Genomic DNA, 16631 nt, shown 5'->3' on the forward strand with positions numbered 1-16631 from the left:
TCAGCCGGTGAGCACGAAGTTGTCGCGGTGGATGAGCTCGGGCTCGGCCATATAACCCAGCCGCTCGGCGATCCGGCGCGAGGGCAGGCCGATAATGGCGCGGGCTTCGGCGGCGTCGTAGTTGATGAGACCGCGGCCAATCTCATGCCCTTCGGGGTCGAGGCAGGCGACGACGGCGCCGCGCACGAATTCTCCTTCTACCCGGGTCACGCCCACTGGCAGCAGGCTCTTGCCTTGGCGTAGCGCCCGGGCGGCGCCGGCGTCGACGTGCAGCGTGCCGGCGAGCTTGAGATGATCGGCGAGCCACTGCTTACGGGCAGCGAGTCGACTGCGTTCGGCGTAGAGGAGCGTACCCAGCGCCTCGCCGTGGGCCAAGCGCACGATCACTTCGGGCTCGCGCCCGGAGGCGATGACGGTGTGCGCCCCGCTCTTGGCGGCACGGGCGGCGGCGCGGATCTTGGTGATCATGCCGCCCTTGGCGATCGCGGAGCCGGCACCGCCGGCCATGGCGGCGTAGCGCGGATCTTCGGCGTTGCCCTCGCGCACGAGTTCGGCTTCGGGGTGGACGCGCGGATCGGCGGTGTAAAGCCCTTGCTGGTCGGTGAGGATGAAGAGGGCGTCGGCGTCGATGAGGTTGGTCACCAAGGCCCCGAGCGTGTCGTTGTCGCCGAACTTGATCTCGTCGGTGACGATGGTGTCGTTCTCGTTGATGATGGGCACCACGCCCAGATCGAGCAGGGTTTTGAGGGTACTGCGGGCGTTGAGATAGCGCGTGCGATCGGCGAGATCGGCGTGCGTAAGGAGAATTTGGGCCGTATGGCGACCGTAGGGATGGAAGGCGTACTCGTAGGTATCGACCAATGCCGCTTGGCCGACGGCGGCGGCCGCTTGCAGCAGCGCCGTCTCTTTGGGGCGCTGCGTCCAGCCCAGGCGCTGCATGCCGGCGGCGATCGCTCCCGAGGAGACGAGGCACACGCGCCGTCCTTCGTCGAAGAGGCGGGCGATCTGGGCCGCCCAGCCGCGAATCGCCTCGTGATCCAGACCACGGCCGTCGGCGGTGACGAGGGCGCTGCCGACCTTGACGACGAGCAGCTTGGCGGCGGCGAGCGCTGCGCGGCGGTCAGGATTCGTCATGCTCGGCCTCGTCGAGGTCGTCCAGGGCGTCTTCCGGACCCTGGAGCGCGGGCGTTTCGGCTTTCATCGCATCGAGCGTTTCTTGGACCGCATAGACGAGCGCCTGGCAGCCTTCACCGGTGGCCGCGCTGATGGCGAAGTGGCGCGGCGCAGGGCCGTAGGCGTCGAGAAACGCGGCGATGCGGGCCTCGCGTTCGTCTTCCGGGATCAGGTCGATCTTGTTGAGCACGAGCCAGCGGGGTTTGGCTGCGAGCGCCTCGTCGTAGCGGCGCAGCTCTTCGACGAGCGCGTGCGCATCGTGCACCGGGTCGGCCTCCGGGTCGAGGGGGGCGAGGTCGATGAGATGCAGCAGCAGGCGCGTGCGCTGCAGGTGACGCAGGAATCGGTGACCGAGTCCGGCGCCTTCGCTCGCCCCTTCGATCAGGCCGGGGATGTCGGCGATGACGAAACTGTGGTTGACGTCGGTGCGGACCACGCCGAGGTTGGGGTGGAGCGTGGTGAAAGGATAGTCGGCCACTTTGGGCTTCGCGGCGGAGACGGCGCGGATGAACGTGGATTTGCCCGCGTTGGGCAGCCCCAGCAGCCCCACGTCGGCGAGCACGCGCAGTTCGAGGCGCAGCAGGCGGTGTTCGCCCGGCTCGCCGAGGGTGCGCTGGCGCGGGGCGCGATTGGTGCTCGACTTGAAATGGAGGTTGCCCAGCCCGCCGCGGCCGCCTTTGGCGATGAGCGCCCGCTCGCCCGGCCGGGCGAGGTCGGCGAGGAGCTCGCCGGTCTCGTCGTCGAAGATCAGGGTGCCGACCGGCACGCGCAGCGTCATGTCCTCGCCGGAGGCGCCGTAGCAGTCGCTGCCGCGACCGTTTTCGCCCCGCTTGGCGCGAAAGAGCCGAGTGTAGCGGTAGTCGATGAGGGTGTTGAGATTCTCGTCGGCCTCGAACCAGATGCTGCCGCCGCGTCCGCCGTCACCGCCGTCGGGCCCGCCCTTGGGGATGAACTTTTCCCGGCGAAACGAGGCACAGCCGTCGCCTCCCTTGCCGGCAATGACTTCGATGCGGACTTCGTCGATGAATTTCATGGGTCTTCCAAAGAGGGAAAGCCTCACCCGGTGCGCCGGACGAGGCTTTCCGCACAATCACGAACTTTCGGGCCGCGGTGGCGGCGCAGTGAATCAGGCTTCGAGCGGCCGGATGGTGACGTAGCGGCGCTGCTTCGGGCCTTTGACGGTGAATTCGACGATACCGTCTTTCAGGGCGAAGAGCGTGTAGTCGCGCCCGACGCCGACGTTGTCGCCGGCGTGGAACTGGGTGCCGCGCTGACGCACGATGATGTTGCCGGCGATCACGAATTGGCCGCCGTAGCGCTTCACGCCGAGCCGTTTCGATTCGGAATCGCGGCCGTTACGGGAACTGCCGCCCGCTTTTTTGTGTGCCATGGTCGTTGTCCTCGCGCAAGGGGATCAGGCTTCGATCGCCTGAATGTGCAATTCGGTGTAATTCTGCCGGTGGCCTTGGTGCTTTTGGTAGTGCTTGCGGCGACGCATCTTGAAGATGCGCACTTTGGGGTGCCGGCCGTGGGCGACGACCGTGGCCTTCACGCGCGCACCTTCGAGCACGGGCGTGCCGATTTTCACCGAATCACCTTCACCGGCCATCAGGACCTGGTCCAGGGAAATTTCGGCGCCCACTTCAGCAGGTATCTGTTCTACTTTGATCTTTTCGCCGACGGTGACGCGATACTGCTTGCCGCCGGTTTTTATGACCGCGTACATGGCGCTGCTCCGAAAAAAAGAGTATGGAAGAACATGAAATTATAACGAGAGGTGGAGTCATGGTCAAGCAAAAGTCCGGTTGCGTTAGACTGTCTTCCGTCGTTACCACGTCGTCCTCGTGAGGTCTGTCTATGTGCCAGCTGCTTGGCATGAACTGCAACGTTCCCACCGATATCTGCTTTTCCTTCACCGGCTTCCGCGCGCGGGGCGGACGCACCGACCACCATCGCGACGGCTGGGGGATCGCTTTTTTCGAGGGCCGCGGCGTGCGCGTCTTCCTCGATCCACAGCCGAGCGCAGATTCGCCGATCGCCGAGCTCGTGCGCCACTACCCCATCCGTTCGCTCAACGTGATCGCCCACATCCGCAAGGCCACGCAAGGGGTGGTGCGGCTGGAGAACACGCACCCTTTCGTGCGCGAGCTGTGGGGACGCTATTGGGTCTTTGCGCACAACGGCAATCTCCTCGACTATGCGCCTCCTTTGAGCGGCCGTTTCCTGCCCGTGGGGGATACCGATTCGGAACGGGCCTTCTGCCACCTGCTCGATACCTTGGCACGGCGTTTTCCCGATGGACCACCGGCACCCGCGGCGCTCTTCGCCACGCTGCGCGAGGTGGTGGGGAAAATCGCCGCGCACGGGGAATTCAACTTTCTGCTCTCCAACGGTGAGCGGCTCTACGCGCACGCCTCGACCCGTCTGTGCCATCTCGTGCGGCAGGCGCCCTTTGCTGCGGCGCATCTGTGTGACGAGGACTTGACGATGGACTTCAGCGAGGTGACCACGCCTCGGGATCGCGTGGCGGTGATCGCCACCACTCCGCTCACCGACAACGAAACCTGGACTCCGATTCCGCCGGGGACGCTGGTGAGCTTTTGCGAGGGGGCGGTGGAGGAAGTGCAGACCTATACTCTGGGAAAATGATAGAGTCCGTGCTCATTGATTTAAACGGGAACGATGCTCATCCTGCAATGACTCATAAGTCTCATTTGCTCTGGGCCGTGTTGGCCGGGAGTGCCTCGTGGGCGGCGGTGCGGGTGGTGCCGCAGCCGGGTGTAGGGATCTTGGCCGTGGGAGGGTTTTCGGCTCTTCACCAACGGAGGGTTCGCCGAGACGGCCGTGAACGTGGTGGTGAACAGCGCCTCTTCCATGCCTTACGGCATCTGTATTGACCAATTCGGAGCGAAACATGGAGAACGAGGGATGCAAGACCGTGGCGGTGCTCGCGCCGCTGCCACGGCGGCTGGCTTCCGCCCTCTACGAGCTCCTGCTGCTGGGGGGGATCGTAGGGGTCGGATTCATGCTGCCGTGGATCCTGGTCGGGACGCTCTGGGGAAAGATCGCCGCCGGCGGTTGGCTTTTTCTCCACCTTTTCGTGCTGTTGGGTGCCTATTTCGTCGGCTGCTGGTGGCGCCTGGGGGCGACGCTGGCGATGCAGACCTGGCGCTTGCGCCTGGTGACCCCTGAGGGTGCGCCGCCGCGCCTGGGGCAGTGCTCGTGGCGCTATGTGCTCTGCTGGCCTTCGTGGCTGACGGGGCTTGGGGTGCTGTGGGCCCTGGTCGATACCGAGGGACAATTCTTGCATGACCGGTTGGCCGGCACGCGACTCGTGCTGCTGCCGCCGAAACGATGAGGAACGAACCATGACGGAACATCTGATCCGACGCGAGGACTATCGGCCGCCGCAGTGGTCGGTGCGCGAGGTATGGCTCTCCTTTACGCTCGACGAGGAGACGACCGAGGTACGGGCGCGGCTGCACTGCCTGCGCGGGGAGGGGGTGAGCGAAGAGGAGCCGATCGTACTCGATGCCGAGGAGCTCGAGCTCGTCTCGGTGGCTCTCGATGGCGAGCCGCTTTCGCCGCAGTCCGGGCCGGGGGGACGAGGCTTCGTGCACGACGATGTCAGCCTGCGACTCCATGGTGCGCGCGCACCCGAGGCGTGGGTGGAAACGGTGGTGCGCATTCATCCGGCGCGCAACACGGCACTCTCGGGGCTGTACCGCTCGGGCACGGGCCTCTTCACGCAGTGCGAGGCGCAGGGGTTTCGTCGCATCACGCCGTTTCCCGATCGTCCCGACGTGATGGCCCGTTTCCACGTGACCTTGGAAGCAGACGAGGCGCGCTATCCGGTGCTGCTCAGCAACGGCAATCTGCAGGAGACGGTGCGTTTGCCCGGAGGGCGGCATCGGGCGGTATGGGTCGATCCCTTCCCCAAACCGAGCTACCTCTTCGCGCTGGTGGCGGCCGATTTGCAAGCCATCGAGCGGGAAGTGGGGCTGGCCGATGGGCGTCGCTCCTTGCTGCAGGTGTGGGTCAAACCCGAGCATCTGCCGCGGGCGGGTTGGGCGCTGGCATCGCTCGAGGCGGCGCTGCGCTGGGACGAGCGGCGTTTCGGCCGCGTGTTGGATCTGGACCGCTACATGATCGTGGCGGTGTCGGATTTCAACATGGGGGCGATGGAGAACAAAGGGCTCAACATCTTCAACACGAAATACGTGCTGGCGAGCCCCGAGACGGCCACCGATGCGGACTATGCCGCCGTGCAAGCCGTGGTAGGGCACGAGTATTTCCACAACTGGACGGGAAACCGCATCACCTGCCGCGACTGGTTCCAGCTTACTTTGAAGGAAGGGCTCACGGTGTTCCGCGAGCAGGAGTTCAGTGCCGACGAGCTGGCCCAGGCCGTGGGGCCCGAGCGAGCGGATTCGGCCCGGGCGGTGAAACGCATCGAGGATGTGCAGACGTTGCGCACGGCGCAGTTCCCCGAAGACGAGGGGCCGATGGCCCATCCCATCCGCCCCCAATCCTACCGCGCCATCGACAATTTCTACACCGCCACCGTGTATGAAAAGGGCGCCGAAGTGATCCGGCTGCTGCACACCTTGTTGGGGGAAAAAGGCTTTCGCGCCGGGATGGATCGTTACTTCGAGCGCTACGATGGCCAAGCGGTGACCTGCGAGGACTTCGTCGCGGCGATGGCCGAGGCGAACGGCGTCGATTTGACGCCGTTTTTGCGCTGGTACGAACAGGCAGGGACCCCGCGGCTGGTGGTCGAGGAAGACTGGGACGGCGACGCAGGGCGCTACACGCTGCATCTGCGGCAATTCACCCCACCCACGCCCGGACAGCCGGAGAATGGGCCGGTGATCCTGCCCGTCCGCCTGGGGCTGCTCGGTGCCGACGGCCGCGACCTGCCGCTCGTGCTCGCCGACGAGCGCGACGCTGTACCCGCACCCGAAGCGCCGCCAGCCGGAGGGATGCGGCCAATCGCGCCGCGCGATTCCGCCGTGGGCGCGACGACCCGCCTCTTCACCCTGACTGACGAGGCGCTCACGCTCGAATTCATCGGCCTGCCGCCGGGGCCGAAGCCGGTGCCTTCGCTCCTGCGGGGGTTCTCGGCGCCGGTGCGCCTGGTGTTCGAGGAGCCGGACGAGGCACTGCGCCATCGCATGGCCTACGATTCAGACGCCTTCAACCGCTGGGATGCGGCGCAGAGCTGGGCGCAGCGCCAGGTGCTGCGGCTGACCCGGGGCGAAACCGAAACGCTCGACGAGACCTTCGTCACGGCCTGGAAACAGCTGCTCGCCGATGAATCGCTCGATGCGATGTTCCGCGTCAAGGCCGCGGCATTGCCCGGTGAGCGCTGGCTGCTGGAGACGATGACGCCGGCCGATCCGGTGCGCCTGCGTACTGCGCTGGTGCGGTCCTCGATCGACCTTGCCCGGGCTGGACGCGATCTGTGGCCGCGCTGGCGGGATTGCGGATCTGCACGCCCCTATCGCTACGATCCCCTGGAGGCTGGCCGGCGTGCGCTCGCCGCGTTTGCCTGGCGCATGGAGGCGCTGCTGGGTGAGGACGAACGCTGCTCGCGCACGTTTGCCGCCGCCGACAATCTCACCGAGCGGCTGGCGGCGCTCGATGCGGCGCTCGCGCACCCCGATGAGGCGCTGGGCGAGGCGCTGCTCTCCGCCTTCGAGTCGCGCTATGCCGAAGACGATCTGGTGCTCGACAAGTGGTTCGCCCGCCAGGCGATGCGCTGGTCCTGGCATGGTGCTCCGGGGGCAGTGCTCGCGCGCGTGCAGCGTTTGACCGAGCACCGGGCGTTTCGCTGGACCAACCCGAACAAGGTCTACGCCTTGGTGCTCAACTTCTTCGCCAACAATCTCGCCGAAGCCTGCGCGGCGGGCGATCCGGCCTGGGCCTTCTGGCAGGAAGCGGTGCTGCGGCTCGATGCGACCAACCCCATCGTGGGATCGCGCCTTGCCCGGGCGCTGGAGCGTTGGCGGCGTTGGGCCGAACCATATCGCGCTGCCTTCGCGCCCGTGCTGGAGGCGACCCGCCGCCAGGTTCGTTCGACCGAAGTGCGCGAGATCCTCGATCGCATGGCCGACGAGGAGGTCGTGGCGCCTTGAGGTAGAATCACCCCTCACGTTTCTGGTGCCGCGGCCGGGGTTCTCCCGGCGCGGTGAAACGGGAAAGCGGTGCGCCGGATGTGTTTGTCTGGCAAATCCGCTGCTGCCCCCGCAACGGTAGGCGAGTGCGGGCGCGCCGAAATGCCACTGGGCTTGATGCCCGGGAAGGCGGCGCGTCAAATCTCGCGAGCCCGGAGACCGGCCAGGAACGCAGGGCGCAGGCGCGTGAATCCGCCTGCGGTGGGCTTTCCATTCGGGCCGGCGGGGTGGCCGGCCGAGGGGAATCATGTGAATCGCTTCGTCAAATCTTTGGTGGCCGCGTTGCCGCCTAGCCTGCTGTTGTCGTCTTTTTCTTTCGGAGTCGGGGCCCAGGAGGCGCTGGAGCCGGTCGTCGTGACGGCCACGCGGCAGCAGACGCGGGTCTCCGAGATCCTTGCCGACGTCACGGTGATCGAGCGCGAGGAGATCGAGCGCGCGGGAAGCGAGACCATCATCGATCTGCTCGCGCGTCAACCCGGCATCCAGATGGCGCGCAGCGGGGGGCCTGGGACGTCGGCCAGCCTCTACGTGCGTGGTACGAATTCCAACCAGACCAAGGTGCTGGTCGATGGCATCCCCATCAATTCCATTGACTCCAGCGGCTCGCCCCTGCGTTTTCTCTCCTTGGCCGACGTCGAACGCATCGAGATCCTGCGCGGGCCCGCCGCGACGATGTATGGGGCGGATGCCATCGGCGGCGTGATCCAGATCTTCACCCGGCGCGGTGCGCCCGGTCTGTCGGCCGAGGCGTTTGCCGGTTACGGTTCGTACGACACGGCGCAGGGCAGCGTCGGTCTGTCCGCGGGCAACGAACTCGTCCGCTTGCGGGCGGATTTCCAGCAAAGCCATAGCGGCGGCTTCTCCGCCATGAAAAATGCCTCTGGGCAGGACGCGGACGACGACGCCTACCGCAACCGCGGTGGCACCGCCTCGCTCGTGCTCACGCCGCTTGCCGGCCACGAGATGGGTTTCGTGCTGCGGCAAAACGACGGGAGGGCACATTATGATGATAGTTATAATGCATACCAGGATTTTCGTACGCAGCAGTGGCAGGTCTATACGCGTAACGCGCTGACCGATGCGTGGACGAGCACCTTGCGCATCGGGCACACCCTCGATTGGCAAAAACACGTCTCTTCCGGGCTCAGCCGATTTCGTACCGAGAACGACGAATACAGCTGGCAGAACGACGTGGCGCTTCCGCTGGGGCGGGCGATGCTCGCGCTCGAGCGCTTCGAGCAAAAGGCACCGTGGTTAGGGGATGCGCCGAGCGAGGAATCGATCGCCATCAACTCGGCCGTGGCTGCCTGGAGTGCTAACCTCGGGCCGCACCGCTGGCAGCTGAGCGCGCGGCACGACCAGCATTCGACCTTCGGGGGACAGGATACCTATGCGCTCGCCTACGGCTATCAGATCGCGCGCGAGTGGCGCGCCCACGCGAGCCTCGGGACGTCCTTCAAAGCGCCTTCGCTCTACGAGCTCTTTCATCCTAATTACGGCAATCCGCATCTGGAGCCGGAAAAAGGGCGCAACCGCGAAGTCGCGCTCGTATGGGAACGAGACCAGCAGTCGGCTTCGCTCACCTATTACCACAACCGGGTGAGAAACCTGATCGGCTGGGTGGTCTCTGATTTCTTCAACGTTAGTGAAGCGCGCTTCGAAGGTGCCACGCTCGCCTATGAAGGGGCTGCGGCGGGCTGGCAGTGGCGCACGAGCTACGACTGGTTGCAAGCGATCGATGAGACCACCGACAAACCACTCGCGCGCCGCGCGCGGCACAGTGCCACTGCCTCGCTGTGGCGCCAGTGGGGGGCGTGGAATGCCGGCCTCGAGTGGGTCGGCGTGGGACGGCGCTACAACGACAATACCAAGAGCGACGAGCTCGGCGCCTACAGCCTCTTCAACCTCGTGGCGAGCCATCGTTTCGCGCCGGACTTGAAGCTGGAGGCGCGCATCGACAACCTCTTCGACAAGAATTACGAAAGCGCGCGAGGCTACAATACGCCCGGCTTGAGCGCCTTCGTGGGGTTGCGCTATACGCCGCGCTGAAGCGCGCGATTCAGATCTCGAGGTTGTCGATGAGCCGCGTACTGCCCAGGCGCGCGGCGCCCAGCACGACGAGTTCCCGCTCGCCGGGCGCGGGGGGCTGCAAGTCGACGCGGCGGCGTACCGTGACGTAGTCCGGCTGCCAGCCGTGGGCGGCGAGCTCGGCCATTGCTTCCTCCTCCAGCCGGGCATGGTCGGCGGCTCCGGCGCGCACGGCCTGGGCGATGCGCGTGAGGACACGATAGAGGCGCGGCGCCTCGGCACGCTCGGCTTGCGAGAGATAGGTGTTGCGCGAGGAGAGCGCGAGGCCGTCGGCGGCGCGCACCGTCTCGCCGGCGACGATCGTCACCGGCAGGGCGAGCTGGCGCACCAGGTTGCGCAGTACCATGAGCTGCTGGTAGTCCTTCTTGCCGAAGAGAGCGACTTCGGGCTGCACGATGCCGAAGAGCTTGGTGACCACGGTGGCCACACCGCGGAAATGCCCGGGACGCACGGCGCCTTCGAGGATGTCGGTGTGCTCGGGCGGAGGCGCCACGGTGTAGGTCTGCGGTTCGGGGTACATTTCCGCCTCGCTGGGGGCGAAGACGTAGCGCACGCCTTCGGCGGCGAGCAGCTCCAGGTCGCGCGGCAGGGTGCGCGGATAGCGGTCGAAATCCTCGTTCGGACCGAATTGCAGGCGGTTGACGAAGATGCTCACCACCACCGTGTCGGCGAGCGTCTTGGCCTGGCGCACGAGGGCGAGGTGCCCTTCGTGCAGGCAGCCCATGGTCGGCACCAGCACCACGCGTCCCAGGGAGGGCCGCAGGGCGCGGACTTCGGCCACGGTCGTGAGCGGTGCAATCGTGGTCATGGCAAGCCTCTAAAGCCTCTAGTAGCAGTGTTCCGGGGCGGGAAACGTCCCTTCCTTCACTTCGCGCACGTAGGCGCGCACCGCTTCCTCGACCGAATCGCGGCCGGTGAGAAAATTCTTGACGAAGCGCGCCTTGCGCCCGGGGTAGATGCCCAGCATGTCGTGCAGTACCAAGACCTGGCCGTGGCACTCAGGCCCGGCGCCGATGCCGATGGTGGCCGTGCGCGACAGTTTGGCGCTGATCTCGGCACCCAGGGTGCGCGGGGCCATCTCGATGACGAGGAGCGCCGCTCCGGCTTCTTCCAGCGCCAGGGCGTCTTCGAGGAGGCGGCGCGCGTCTTCCTCGCTGCGCCCCTGCACGCGATAGCCGCCGAGCTGGTGCACGGCCTGCGGCGTGAGGCCGATGTGCCCGCACACCGGAATGCCGCGTTCGACGAGGAAACGCACCGTCTCGGCCATCACTTGCCCGCCTTCGAGCTTGACCATCTGCGCCCCGGCGGCCATGAGGGCGGCGGCGTTGCGTAGCGCCTGCTGCGGGCTTTCCTGGTAAGAGGCAAACGGCAGATCGGTGACGATGAAGGCGCGCCGGGCGCCGCGGGCCACGCATTCGGTGTGATAGACCATGTGGGCCATCGTCACCGGCAGGGTACTCTTCTGCCCTTGCACGACGTTGCCCAGCGAATCGCCCACGAGCAGGACATCAACGCCGGCACGCTCCAGGAGCGTGGCGAAACTCGCGTCGTAGCAAGTGAGCATGGCGATCTTCTCGCCGGCGGCACGCATCTCGGCGAGTCGAGTGAGGGTGACGGGCTTGTCATCCAGGGGTTGGGCGCTCATCGCCTCCTCCGTACAACGGGAACGCGGGCGATTGTGGCGCATTTCATCGCGACGCACAACCCGCGCCGCTCAGGCGTAGCCGAAATACTCGCGGTGGCTACGCATCTCGCGCAGGCGCTCGAGCACAAGGGCGAAGTCGCCCGATTCGTGGATGGGGTCGAGCACTTCCGCATCCAGGATGAACAAGGGGGAGGCGCTGTAATCGTAGAAGAAACGGGCGTAGGCGGCGCAGACTTCGGTGAGGTAATCGAGCGTGATGCCGCGCTCGACCGTCCAGGCGCGACGCTCGACGCGTTCGGCCAGCGTCTCGGGGCGGGCCTGCAGGTAGATGACGAGATCGGGTTGCGGCAGATTCGCAGGCACGATCCGCTCATGGATGCGCCGATAGAGGGCGTGTTCGTCCGGTTCGAGGTTGAGCTCGGCGAAGAGGGGATCTTTCTGCAGCATGAAGTCGCTCACCACGCGCTGTCCGGCGGCGAGCATCTGGGCCACGGACGAGAGCGCCTCGATCCGCTGGAAGAGAAAGTCGAGCTGGAGCGGCAAGGCCCAGCGGTCGCGGTGTTGATAGAACCGGCCGATGAAGGGATTGCGCTCGGGCGCTTCCTGCACCAGTTGCAGGGAGAGCGTTTCGGCGAGCTTCTGCGCCAGCCGCGTCTTGCCGCAGCCGATCGGGCCTTCGATGACGAGGTAGCGGGCTTTGTCGAGCATGGTCAGGTCGTCCGGAAAGTGAAATAGACGGCGCCGAGCAGACAGCACGCGGCCCAGAGGTAGTCGAGCTTGAGCGGTTGCTTCATGTAGAAGATGGCAAACGGCACGAACACGGCGAGCGTGATCACTTCCTGCATCAGCTTCAGCTGCGGCAGGGCGAGCGCCTGGGCGCCGATGCGGTTGGCCGGTACCTGCAGCATGTACTCGAAAAAAGCGATGCCCCAAGAGGCGAGCGCGGCGAGCCACCACGGCCGGTCGGCCAGATGCTTGAGGTGACCGTACCAGGCAAAAGTCATGAAGAGGTTGGAAGCGGAAAGCAGCAGCGCCGTTTGCAGCCAGAGAGGGAGGTGAGAGAGCGCGTTCATGCGGGATGGGGTAGGAGGCGTTCGACGTCCTGGTCGCTCAGCCGCTCACGCCAGGCCGACAGCGGCCCCAGCCCCGGTGCTTCCAGGGTGGGGTCGAGTTCGAGCAGCGGTTCGAGCACGAAGGCGCGCCGGTGTAACCGAGGATGGGGCAAGGTGAGGCTGGGCGTGTCGAGCACGACGGCGCCATAGAGCAGCAGTCGAGGTCGAGCGCGCGCGGTGCCCAGCGGTAGGGGCGAATCCGGCCGAAGCGCGCTTCCAGGGCGAGGAGCTCGTCGAGCAAGGCCTCCGGCGGCAGCGTCGTCGCCACGCGCGCCACCGCGTTGATGTAATCCGGCTGCGGCTCGGGAACGCCTACCGGCGCGGTGCGGTAGAGCGAGGAGGCGGCAACGAGCTGGGTGTCGGGCAATCGTCCCAAGGCGGCGATCGCCGCGCGTACCGTGGCTTCGGCGTCACCGAGATTGGCCCCGAGCGCGACATGGGCGAGGACGGGGGTCATGGAGCATCCGGCGTAGGGGTGATCCCGGTCATCTCGCGCACGGCCGATTGCGCTTTGCGCGGCCGGCGGCGGCGCTTGCGTTTGGCCGGTGTCTCGCCGGTACTTCGCGCTTCACGCAGTAGCGCCGCCCGCTCGGTCTCATCGCCGTAGGCAAAGCGCTGCCACCAGCGCGGCAGTTCCTCGGGCACTTCGCCCGCCTTGGCGCGCAGCGAGAGAAAATCCCAGCCAGCGCGGTAGCGCGGCTGCTCGATGAGGCGATAGGGGGCTTTGCCGGCGCGCCGCTCGAAGCGCGGTTGCATCATCCACAGCTCGCGGATGTCGCCGGCGAGCTTGCGCGTGATCGCGAGCGACTCGGCCTGCGTCTCCAGCACGGTGTCCATCGCGGCTTCCATGGCAGGGAAGACCGGTTCGCCCTGAGCCTGGCGTCGGCGCCATTCTTCGAGCACCCGGGGCCATAGCAGGGCGGCGAAGCTGAAGGCGGGCGAGGCGCTCTTGCCTTCGCGGATGCGCCGGTCGCTGTCTTCCAGGGCGAGGCGCACGAAGCGCTCGCCGGAAGGGTGGTCGAAGACGAGGTCGAGCACTGGCAGCAGCCCGCCGTGCAATCCTTCCTCGCGCAGTCGTTCGAGGCAGGCGAGCGCATGGCCGGATGTAAGGATTTTTACCACTTCGTCGAAGAGCCGCGCGGGTGGGACGTTCTCCAAGAGCGGGGCGAGGCGCCGGATGGGGGCACGGGCGGCCGGATCGATCAGGAGATCGAGCTTGGCGGCGAGCCGTACGGCGCGCAGCATGCGCACCGGGTCTTCGCGATAGCGTTGCTCGGGATCACCGATCACGCGCAGGGTACGCGCCTCGATGTCGCCCACGCCATGGTGAAAGTCGTGCAGCACGCCCGCCACCGGATCGTAATAGAGGGCATTGATGGTGAAGTCGCGCCGCTGGGCGTCCTCGGCGTGCGTGCCGAACACATTGTCGTCGAGGAGCCTGCCGTGCGCATCCACGGGGGCGCGGTCGGGATCGAGCAGGCCGCGGAAGGTGGTGACTTCCACCGTTTCCCTGCCGTGATAGACGTGCACGATCTTGAAGCGGCGCCCGATGATGTGGGCGCGGCGAAAAAGGGCTCGTACCTGCTCGGGGTGGGCGTCGGTGGCGACGTCGAAGTCTTTGGGCGTGCGCGACAAGAGCAGGTCGCGCACCGCGCCGCCCACGACATAGGCTTGATGGCCATGACGATGTAGCGTCTCGCACACGAGGCGGGCGCCGGGGGAAATGTGCTCGGGAGTGATGCCGTAGCGCGCGGCCGGTAAAACGGCCGGGGTCGAGGCGCTCGGCTTGGTGACTTTGGCGATGACTTTTTTGATGAGTTTGCGGATCATGGATGTCTCGTGACCGAGGAAGGCTCGGCTTGGCGTAGCGACAGGATGCGCCAGCCGTGGCGGAGTGCGTGCGAGCGCAGCCGTTCGTCCGGATCGACGGCCACGGGTTCGGCGACGCGTTCGAGCAAGGGGAGGTCGTTGTGCGAGTCGCTGTAGAAGGTAGTGCAGGAAAAATTCGTCCACCACAGCCCCAGCGATTCGAGCCAGGATTCGACGCGCTCGATCTTGCCCGCCTGGAAGGCCGGCGTGCCGCGGCAGCGGCCGGTAAACCGCCCGTTGTGCTGCTCGGGGATGGTGGCGATGAGGTGACAGACACCGAAAGCGCGCGCAATCGGCCCCGTGACGAAGGCGTTGGTGGCGGTGACGATCGCCACCACGTCGCCAGCGGCCAAGTGATCGCGTACCAGGGCTTTGGCCGCCGGCGTCATCATGGGTTCGATCACTTCGCGCATGAATTCGGCGTGCAGCGCCTCCAGCTCACGGCGTTCGTGGCGCGCGAGCGGGGCGAGTTGGAAATCGAGGAAGGCGTGGATGTCGAGTGTGCCGGCCTGATACTGGGCATAGAACTCGGCGTTCTTCGCTTCGTAGAGCTCGGCATCGACCAGACCTCGGCGGATCAGGAACTGTGCCCACTCGAAGTCCGAATCGCCGGCGAGCAGGGTGTTGTCGAGATCGAAGAGGGTGAGGTTCACTTTCATTCCTTTGCCATTGTACCGGGTTCGCCGCCTTGGGGTTGCCCGCCCAGTTCTGCGAGCACTTCGCGGGCGAGCGCCACGGTTACGGGGCGCTGCCGCTCGAGCGAGCGACGATCGAGCGCCGCGACGAAGGCGGCGAGCCGCCGTGGGTCGCGTTCGATGCGATGCAGCACGTAAGTCGCCACGTCGCGCTCGAGCTGCATGCCGCGCGCCTGGGCCCATTGTTGCAGGAAACCGAGCCGCTGGGCATCGTCGAGCGGCTCGACGTGGAACACGAGGCTCTGGCCGATGCGGGTGCGAAGATCCTCGCGCAACCCGAGATTGCGTGGTGGGGTGTCGCCAGTGACCACGAGGCGCTGCTCGAGTTCCCGCGCACGATTGTAGGCGTTGAAGAGCGCATGTTGCAGGACGGAATCGGCGCGCTGTACGTCGTCGATGAGCAGGATCGCTCCGGGCGTCTCCGGCAGCGCTTCGCCAAGAAAATGTTCGGCGGCGACATAATGCACCGGGCGGGCGTTGCGTTGGGCGAATTCGGCGGTGGCGATCAAAAGGTGGGTGCGACCACAGCCCGAGGCTCCCCAGAGGTAGAGGTGCGAGGGGGGCAGCGGGCCGCTGTCTCGCTCCAGTACCAGGGTTTGCAGCCTCGCCACCAGCTCCTCATTGCGGCCGATCACGGTACGTTCGAAAGTCGGCGCCGCGTCGTCGAAGAAGTCGAACACGAGCTGGGTGCTCACGTGCCTCCTCCGGGGCGACCGCGGTAGAGGCTGCTGCGCTTCCATGCTGCGAGTAGATCGCGCAGGACGACGAGTAGCACTGCGCCGGTGGGCAGCGCGATGAGCATGCCGACGAAACCGAACCAGTGGGCGAAGGCCATCAGCACGAAGATCACCGCGAGTGGGTGAAGCCCGATGCGTTCGCCCACGAGATGAGGCGTGAGGACATAGGTTTCCAGGACTTGACCCAACGTAAAGACGAGAATGACGGGCACCACGAGCATGGGCTCCGGCCCCTGAATCAGGGTAGCCAATGCCGCCAGGACCACCCCCGTGCCGTAGCCCACGTAGGGGATGAAGGCGATCAACCCCGTGATGATTCCGATGGGGAGCGCGAAATTGAGCCCGGCTAGACTCAGGCCGATGCTGTAGTAGAGTGCGAGCGAGCCCATGACCGACAGCTGTCCGCGGAGGAATTCGGAGAGCACTCGGTCGATTCCGCGCATCTTTTTCGCTGCGGGCTGTTGGCAGTGTCGAGGCAGCAGGCGCAGCAGCGTGCGACGCAGGTGCGGCGCTTCCACCAGGAGATAGAACATCGCCAGGGGAATGAGGGCGAGGTTGATGAGCGTAGCCATGAGCACGGCGCCACCGCTCCTGAGTTTGCCCAGCAGCAGCAACAGCCAATTTTGTGCGCTGTCCCAGTGCTCTTTGAGCCATTCACGCACGAACTCGGGGTCGATGCGATCGACGTCGACCCCGATGCGCTGCCCGACGTGCTGCAGGAACGAATCGAGACGCCCCAGCAAATCGGGTAACTGTTGGACGAAGATGGCGATCTGGCGCCAGAAGAGCGGTAGCACGAGCAAGACGACGGCTACGAGCAGGAAGCCGACGATGAGGATGGTGAGCCAGGCTGCCAGGGTGCGCGGCAGACCCAGTGCCTCGAGCCGGTCGGTGATGGGGCCGCAAATATAGGCGAGCACTGCGCCGATGATGAAGGGGGTCAGTACCGGCAGCAGCGAGTAGAGGAGGAACGCGAAGAGCGCCGCTAGCCCGCCCCACAGCCAAAATTCTGTGCGGATGGAGGGTGTGCCGTTCATGCGGTGTCGTACAATTTTGGATCGTTCGCCATGAGCGAGGACTCGGTCGGAACGGCCGCCTCGTGATAGTGATATATAGGGGTCAATTATCGCCGGGGA

At 66.0% G+C, this 16631-nt stretch carries 16 protein-coding genes, 1 pseudogene and 1 riboswitch; of the genes and pseudogenes, 4 read left to right on the top strand and 13 right to left on the bottom strand.

The window, feature by feature from the left end; all coding sequences use genetic code 11:
• The 4 genes from proB to rplU form a co-directional block, all read right to left on the bottom strand.
• Complete coding sequence (gene proB, locus GV368_RS01595) at window positions 1-1134, bottom strand: glutamate 5-kinase (protein WP_142810143.1); 1134 nt, start codon at window positions 1132-1134, stop codon at window positions 1-3.
• On the bottom strand, window positions 1121-2206 hold the full coding sequence (gene cgtA, locus GV368_RS01600; protein WP_169114885.1) for an Obg family GTPase CgtA: 1086 nt from the start codon (window positions 2204-2206) through the stop codon (window positions 1121-1123). The genes proB and cgtA overlap by 14 nt, the downstream gene beginning before the upstream one ends.
• A 93-nt stretch (window positions 2207-2299) precedes the next feature.
• The gene (gene rpmA, locus GV368_RS01605) at window positions 2300-2563 is read right to left on the bottom strand and encodes a 50S ribosomal protein L27 (RefSeq protein WP_028874847.1); all 264 of its coding nucleotides are present in this window, start codon (window positions 2561-2563) and stop codon (window positions 2300-2302) included.
• 24 nt (window positions 2564-2587) lie between these two features.
• Window positions 2588-2899 carry a 50S ribosomal protein L21 gene (gene rplU, locus GV368_RS01610; protein WP_028874848.1) on the bottom strand — a complete coding sequence of 104 codons (312 nt, stop codon included), beginning with the start codon at window positions 2897-2899 and terminating at the stop codon, window positions 2588-2590.
• 131 nt (window positions 2900-3030) lie between these two features.
• Here rplU and GV368_RS01615 point away from each other — a divergent pair, with 131 nt between their 5' ends.
• The 4 genes from GV368_RS01615 to GV368_RS01630 all read left to right on the top strand — a co-directional run bounded on the left by GV368_RS01615 (window position 3031) and on the right by GV368_RS01630 (window position 9398).
• Window positions 3031-3822: a class II glutamine amidotransferase gene (locus GV368_RS01615; RefSeq protein WP_169114887.1), complete on the top strand. Its 792-nt coding sequence runs from the start codon at window positions 3031-3033 to the stop codon at window positions 3820-3822.
• A 265-nt stretch (window positions 3823-4087) separates the two neighbouring features.
• Window positions 4088-4531: an RDD family protein gene (locus GV368_RS01620; protein WP_169114889.1), complete on the top strand. Its 444-nt coding sequence runs from the start codon at window positions 4088-4090 to the stop codon at window positions 4529-4531.
• Window positions 4532-4541: 10 nt separating this feature from the next.
• On the top strand, window positions 4542-7310 hold the full coding sequence (gene pepN, locus GV368_RS01625; RefSeq protein WP_169114891.1) for an aminopeptidase N: 2769 nt from the start codon (window positions 4542-4544) through the stop codon (window positions 7308-7310).
• Between the two features lie 6 nt (window positions 7311-7316).
• Window positions 7317-7531: riboswitch (cobalamin riboswitch) on the top strand.
• Between the two features lie 67 nt (window positions 7532-7598).
• The gene (locus GV368_RS01630) at window positions 7599-9398 is read left to right on the top strand and encodes a TonB-dependent receptor domain-containing protein (RefSeq protein ID WP_169114893.1); all 1800 of its coding nucleotides are present in this window, start codon (window positions 7599-7601) and stop codon (window positions 9396-9398) included.
• Window positions 9399-9408: 10 nt separating this feature from the next.
• Here the strand turns inward: GV368_RS01630 and panC are convergent, their stop codons facing one another.
• From panC to GV368_RS01675, 9 genes and pseudogenes are all read right to left on the bottom strand, one after another.
• On the bottom strand, window positions 9409-10245 hold the full coding sequence (gene panC / locus GV368_RS01635) for a pantoate--beta-alanine ligase (RefSeq protein WP_169114895.1): 837 nt from the start codon (window positions 10243-10245) through the stop codon (window positions 9409-9411).
• An 18-nt stretch (window positions 10246-10263) separates the two neighbouring features.
• Window positions 10264-11082: a 3-methyl-2-oxobutanoate hydroxymethyltransferase gene (gene panB, locus GV368_RS01640; RefSeq protein WP_169114897.1), complete on the bottom strand. Its 819-nt coding sequence runs from the start codon at window positions 11080-11082 to the stop codon at window positions 10264-10266.
• A gap of 69 nt (window positions 11083-11151) precedes the next feature.
• The gene (locus GV368_RS01645; protein ID WP_169114899.1) at window positions 11152-11790 is read right to left on the bottom strand and encodes a deoxynucleoside kinase; all 639 of its coding nucleotides are present in this window, start codon (window positions 11788-11790) and stop codon (window positions 11152-11154) included.
• Between the two features lie 2 nt (window positions 11791-11792).
• Complete coding sequence (locus GV368_RS01650) at window positions 11793-12155, bottom strand: DMT family protein (RefSeq protein WP_169114901.1); 363 nt, start codon at window positions 12153-12155, stop codon at window positions 11793-11795.
• Window positions 12152-12651 (bottom strand): annotated as a pseudogene (folK, locus tag GV368_RS01655) (2-amino-4-hydroxy-6-hydroxymethyldihydropteridine diphosphokinase). Before folK ends, GV368_RS01650 begins: the two are co-directional and overlap by 4 nt.
• The gene (gene pcnB / locus GV368_RS01660; RefSeq protein ID WP_169114903.1) at window positions 12648-14024 is read right to left on the bottom strand and encodes a polynucleotide adenylyltransferase PcnB; all 1377 of its coding nucleotides are present in this window, start codon (window positions 14022-14024) and stop codon (window positions 12648-12650) included. Before pcnB ends, folK begins: the two are co-directional and overlap by 4 nt.
• Entirely contained in the window at window positions 14021-14716 is a 696-nt protein-coding gene (locus tag GV368_RS01665) for a histidinol-phosphatase (protein ID WP_169115005.1), read from the bottom strand. Before GV368_RS01665 ends, pcnB begins: the two co-directional genes overlap by 4 nt.
• A 2-nt stretch (window positions 14717-14718) precedes the next feature.
• A complete protein-coding gene (gene hda, locus GV368_RS01670) occupies window positions 14719-15453 on the bottom strand; it encodes a DnaA regulatory inactivator Hda (protein ID WP_169114905.1) in 735 nt (244 codons plus the stop codon).
• Window positions 15450-16532, bottom strand: a complete 1083-nt coding sequence (locus GV368_RS01675; RefSeq protein WP_142805250.1) for an AI-2E family transporter — start codon at window positions 16530-16532, stop codon at window positions 15450-15452. The genes hda and GV368_RS01675 overlap by 4 nt, the downstream gene beginning before the upstream one ends.
• Window positions 16533-16631 lie beyond the last annotated feature (99 nt).

This window comes from Tepidiphilus baoligensis (assembly GCF_012911495.1).
Taxonomy (GTDB): domain Bacteria; phylum Pseudomonadota; class Gammaproteobacteria; order Burkholderiales; family Rhodocyclaceae; genus Tepidiphilus; species Tepidiphilus olei.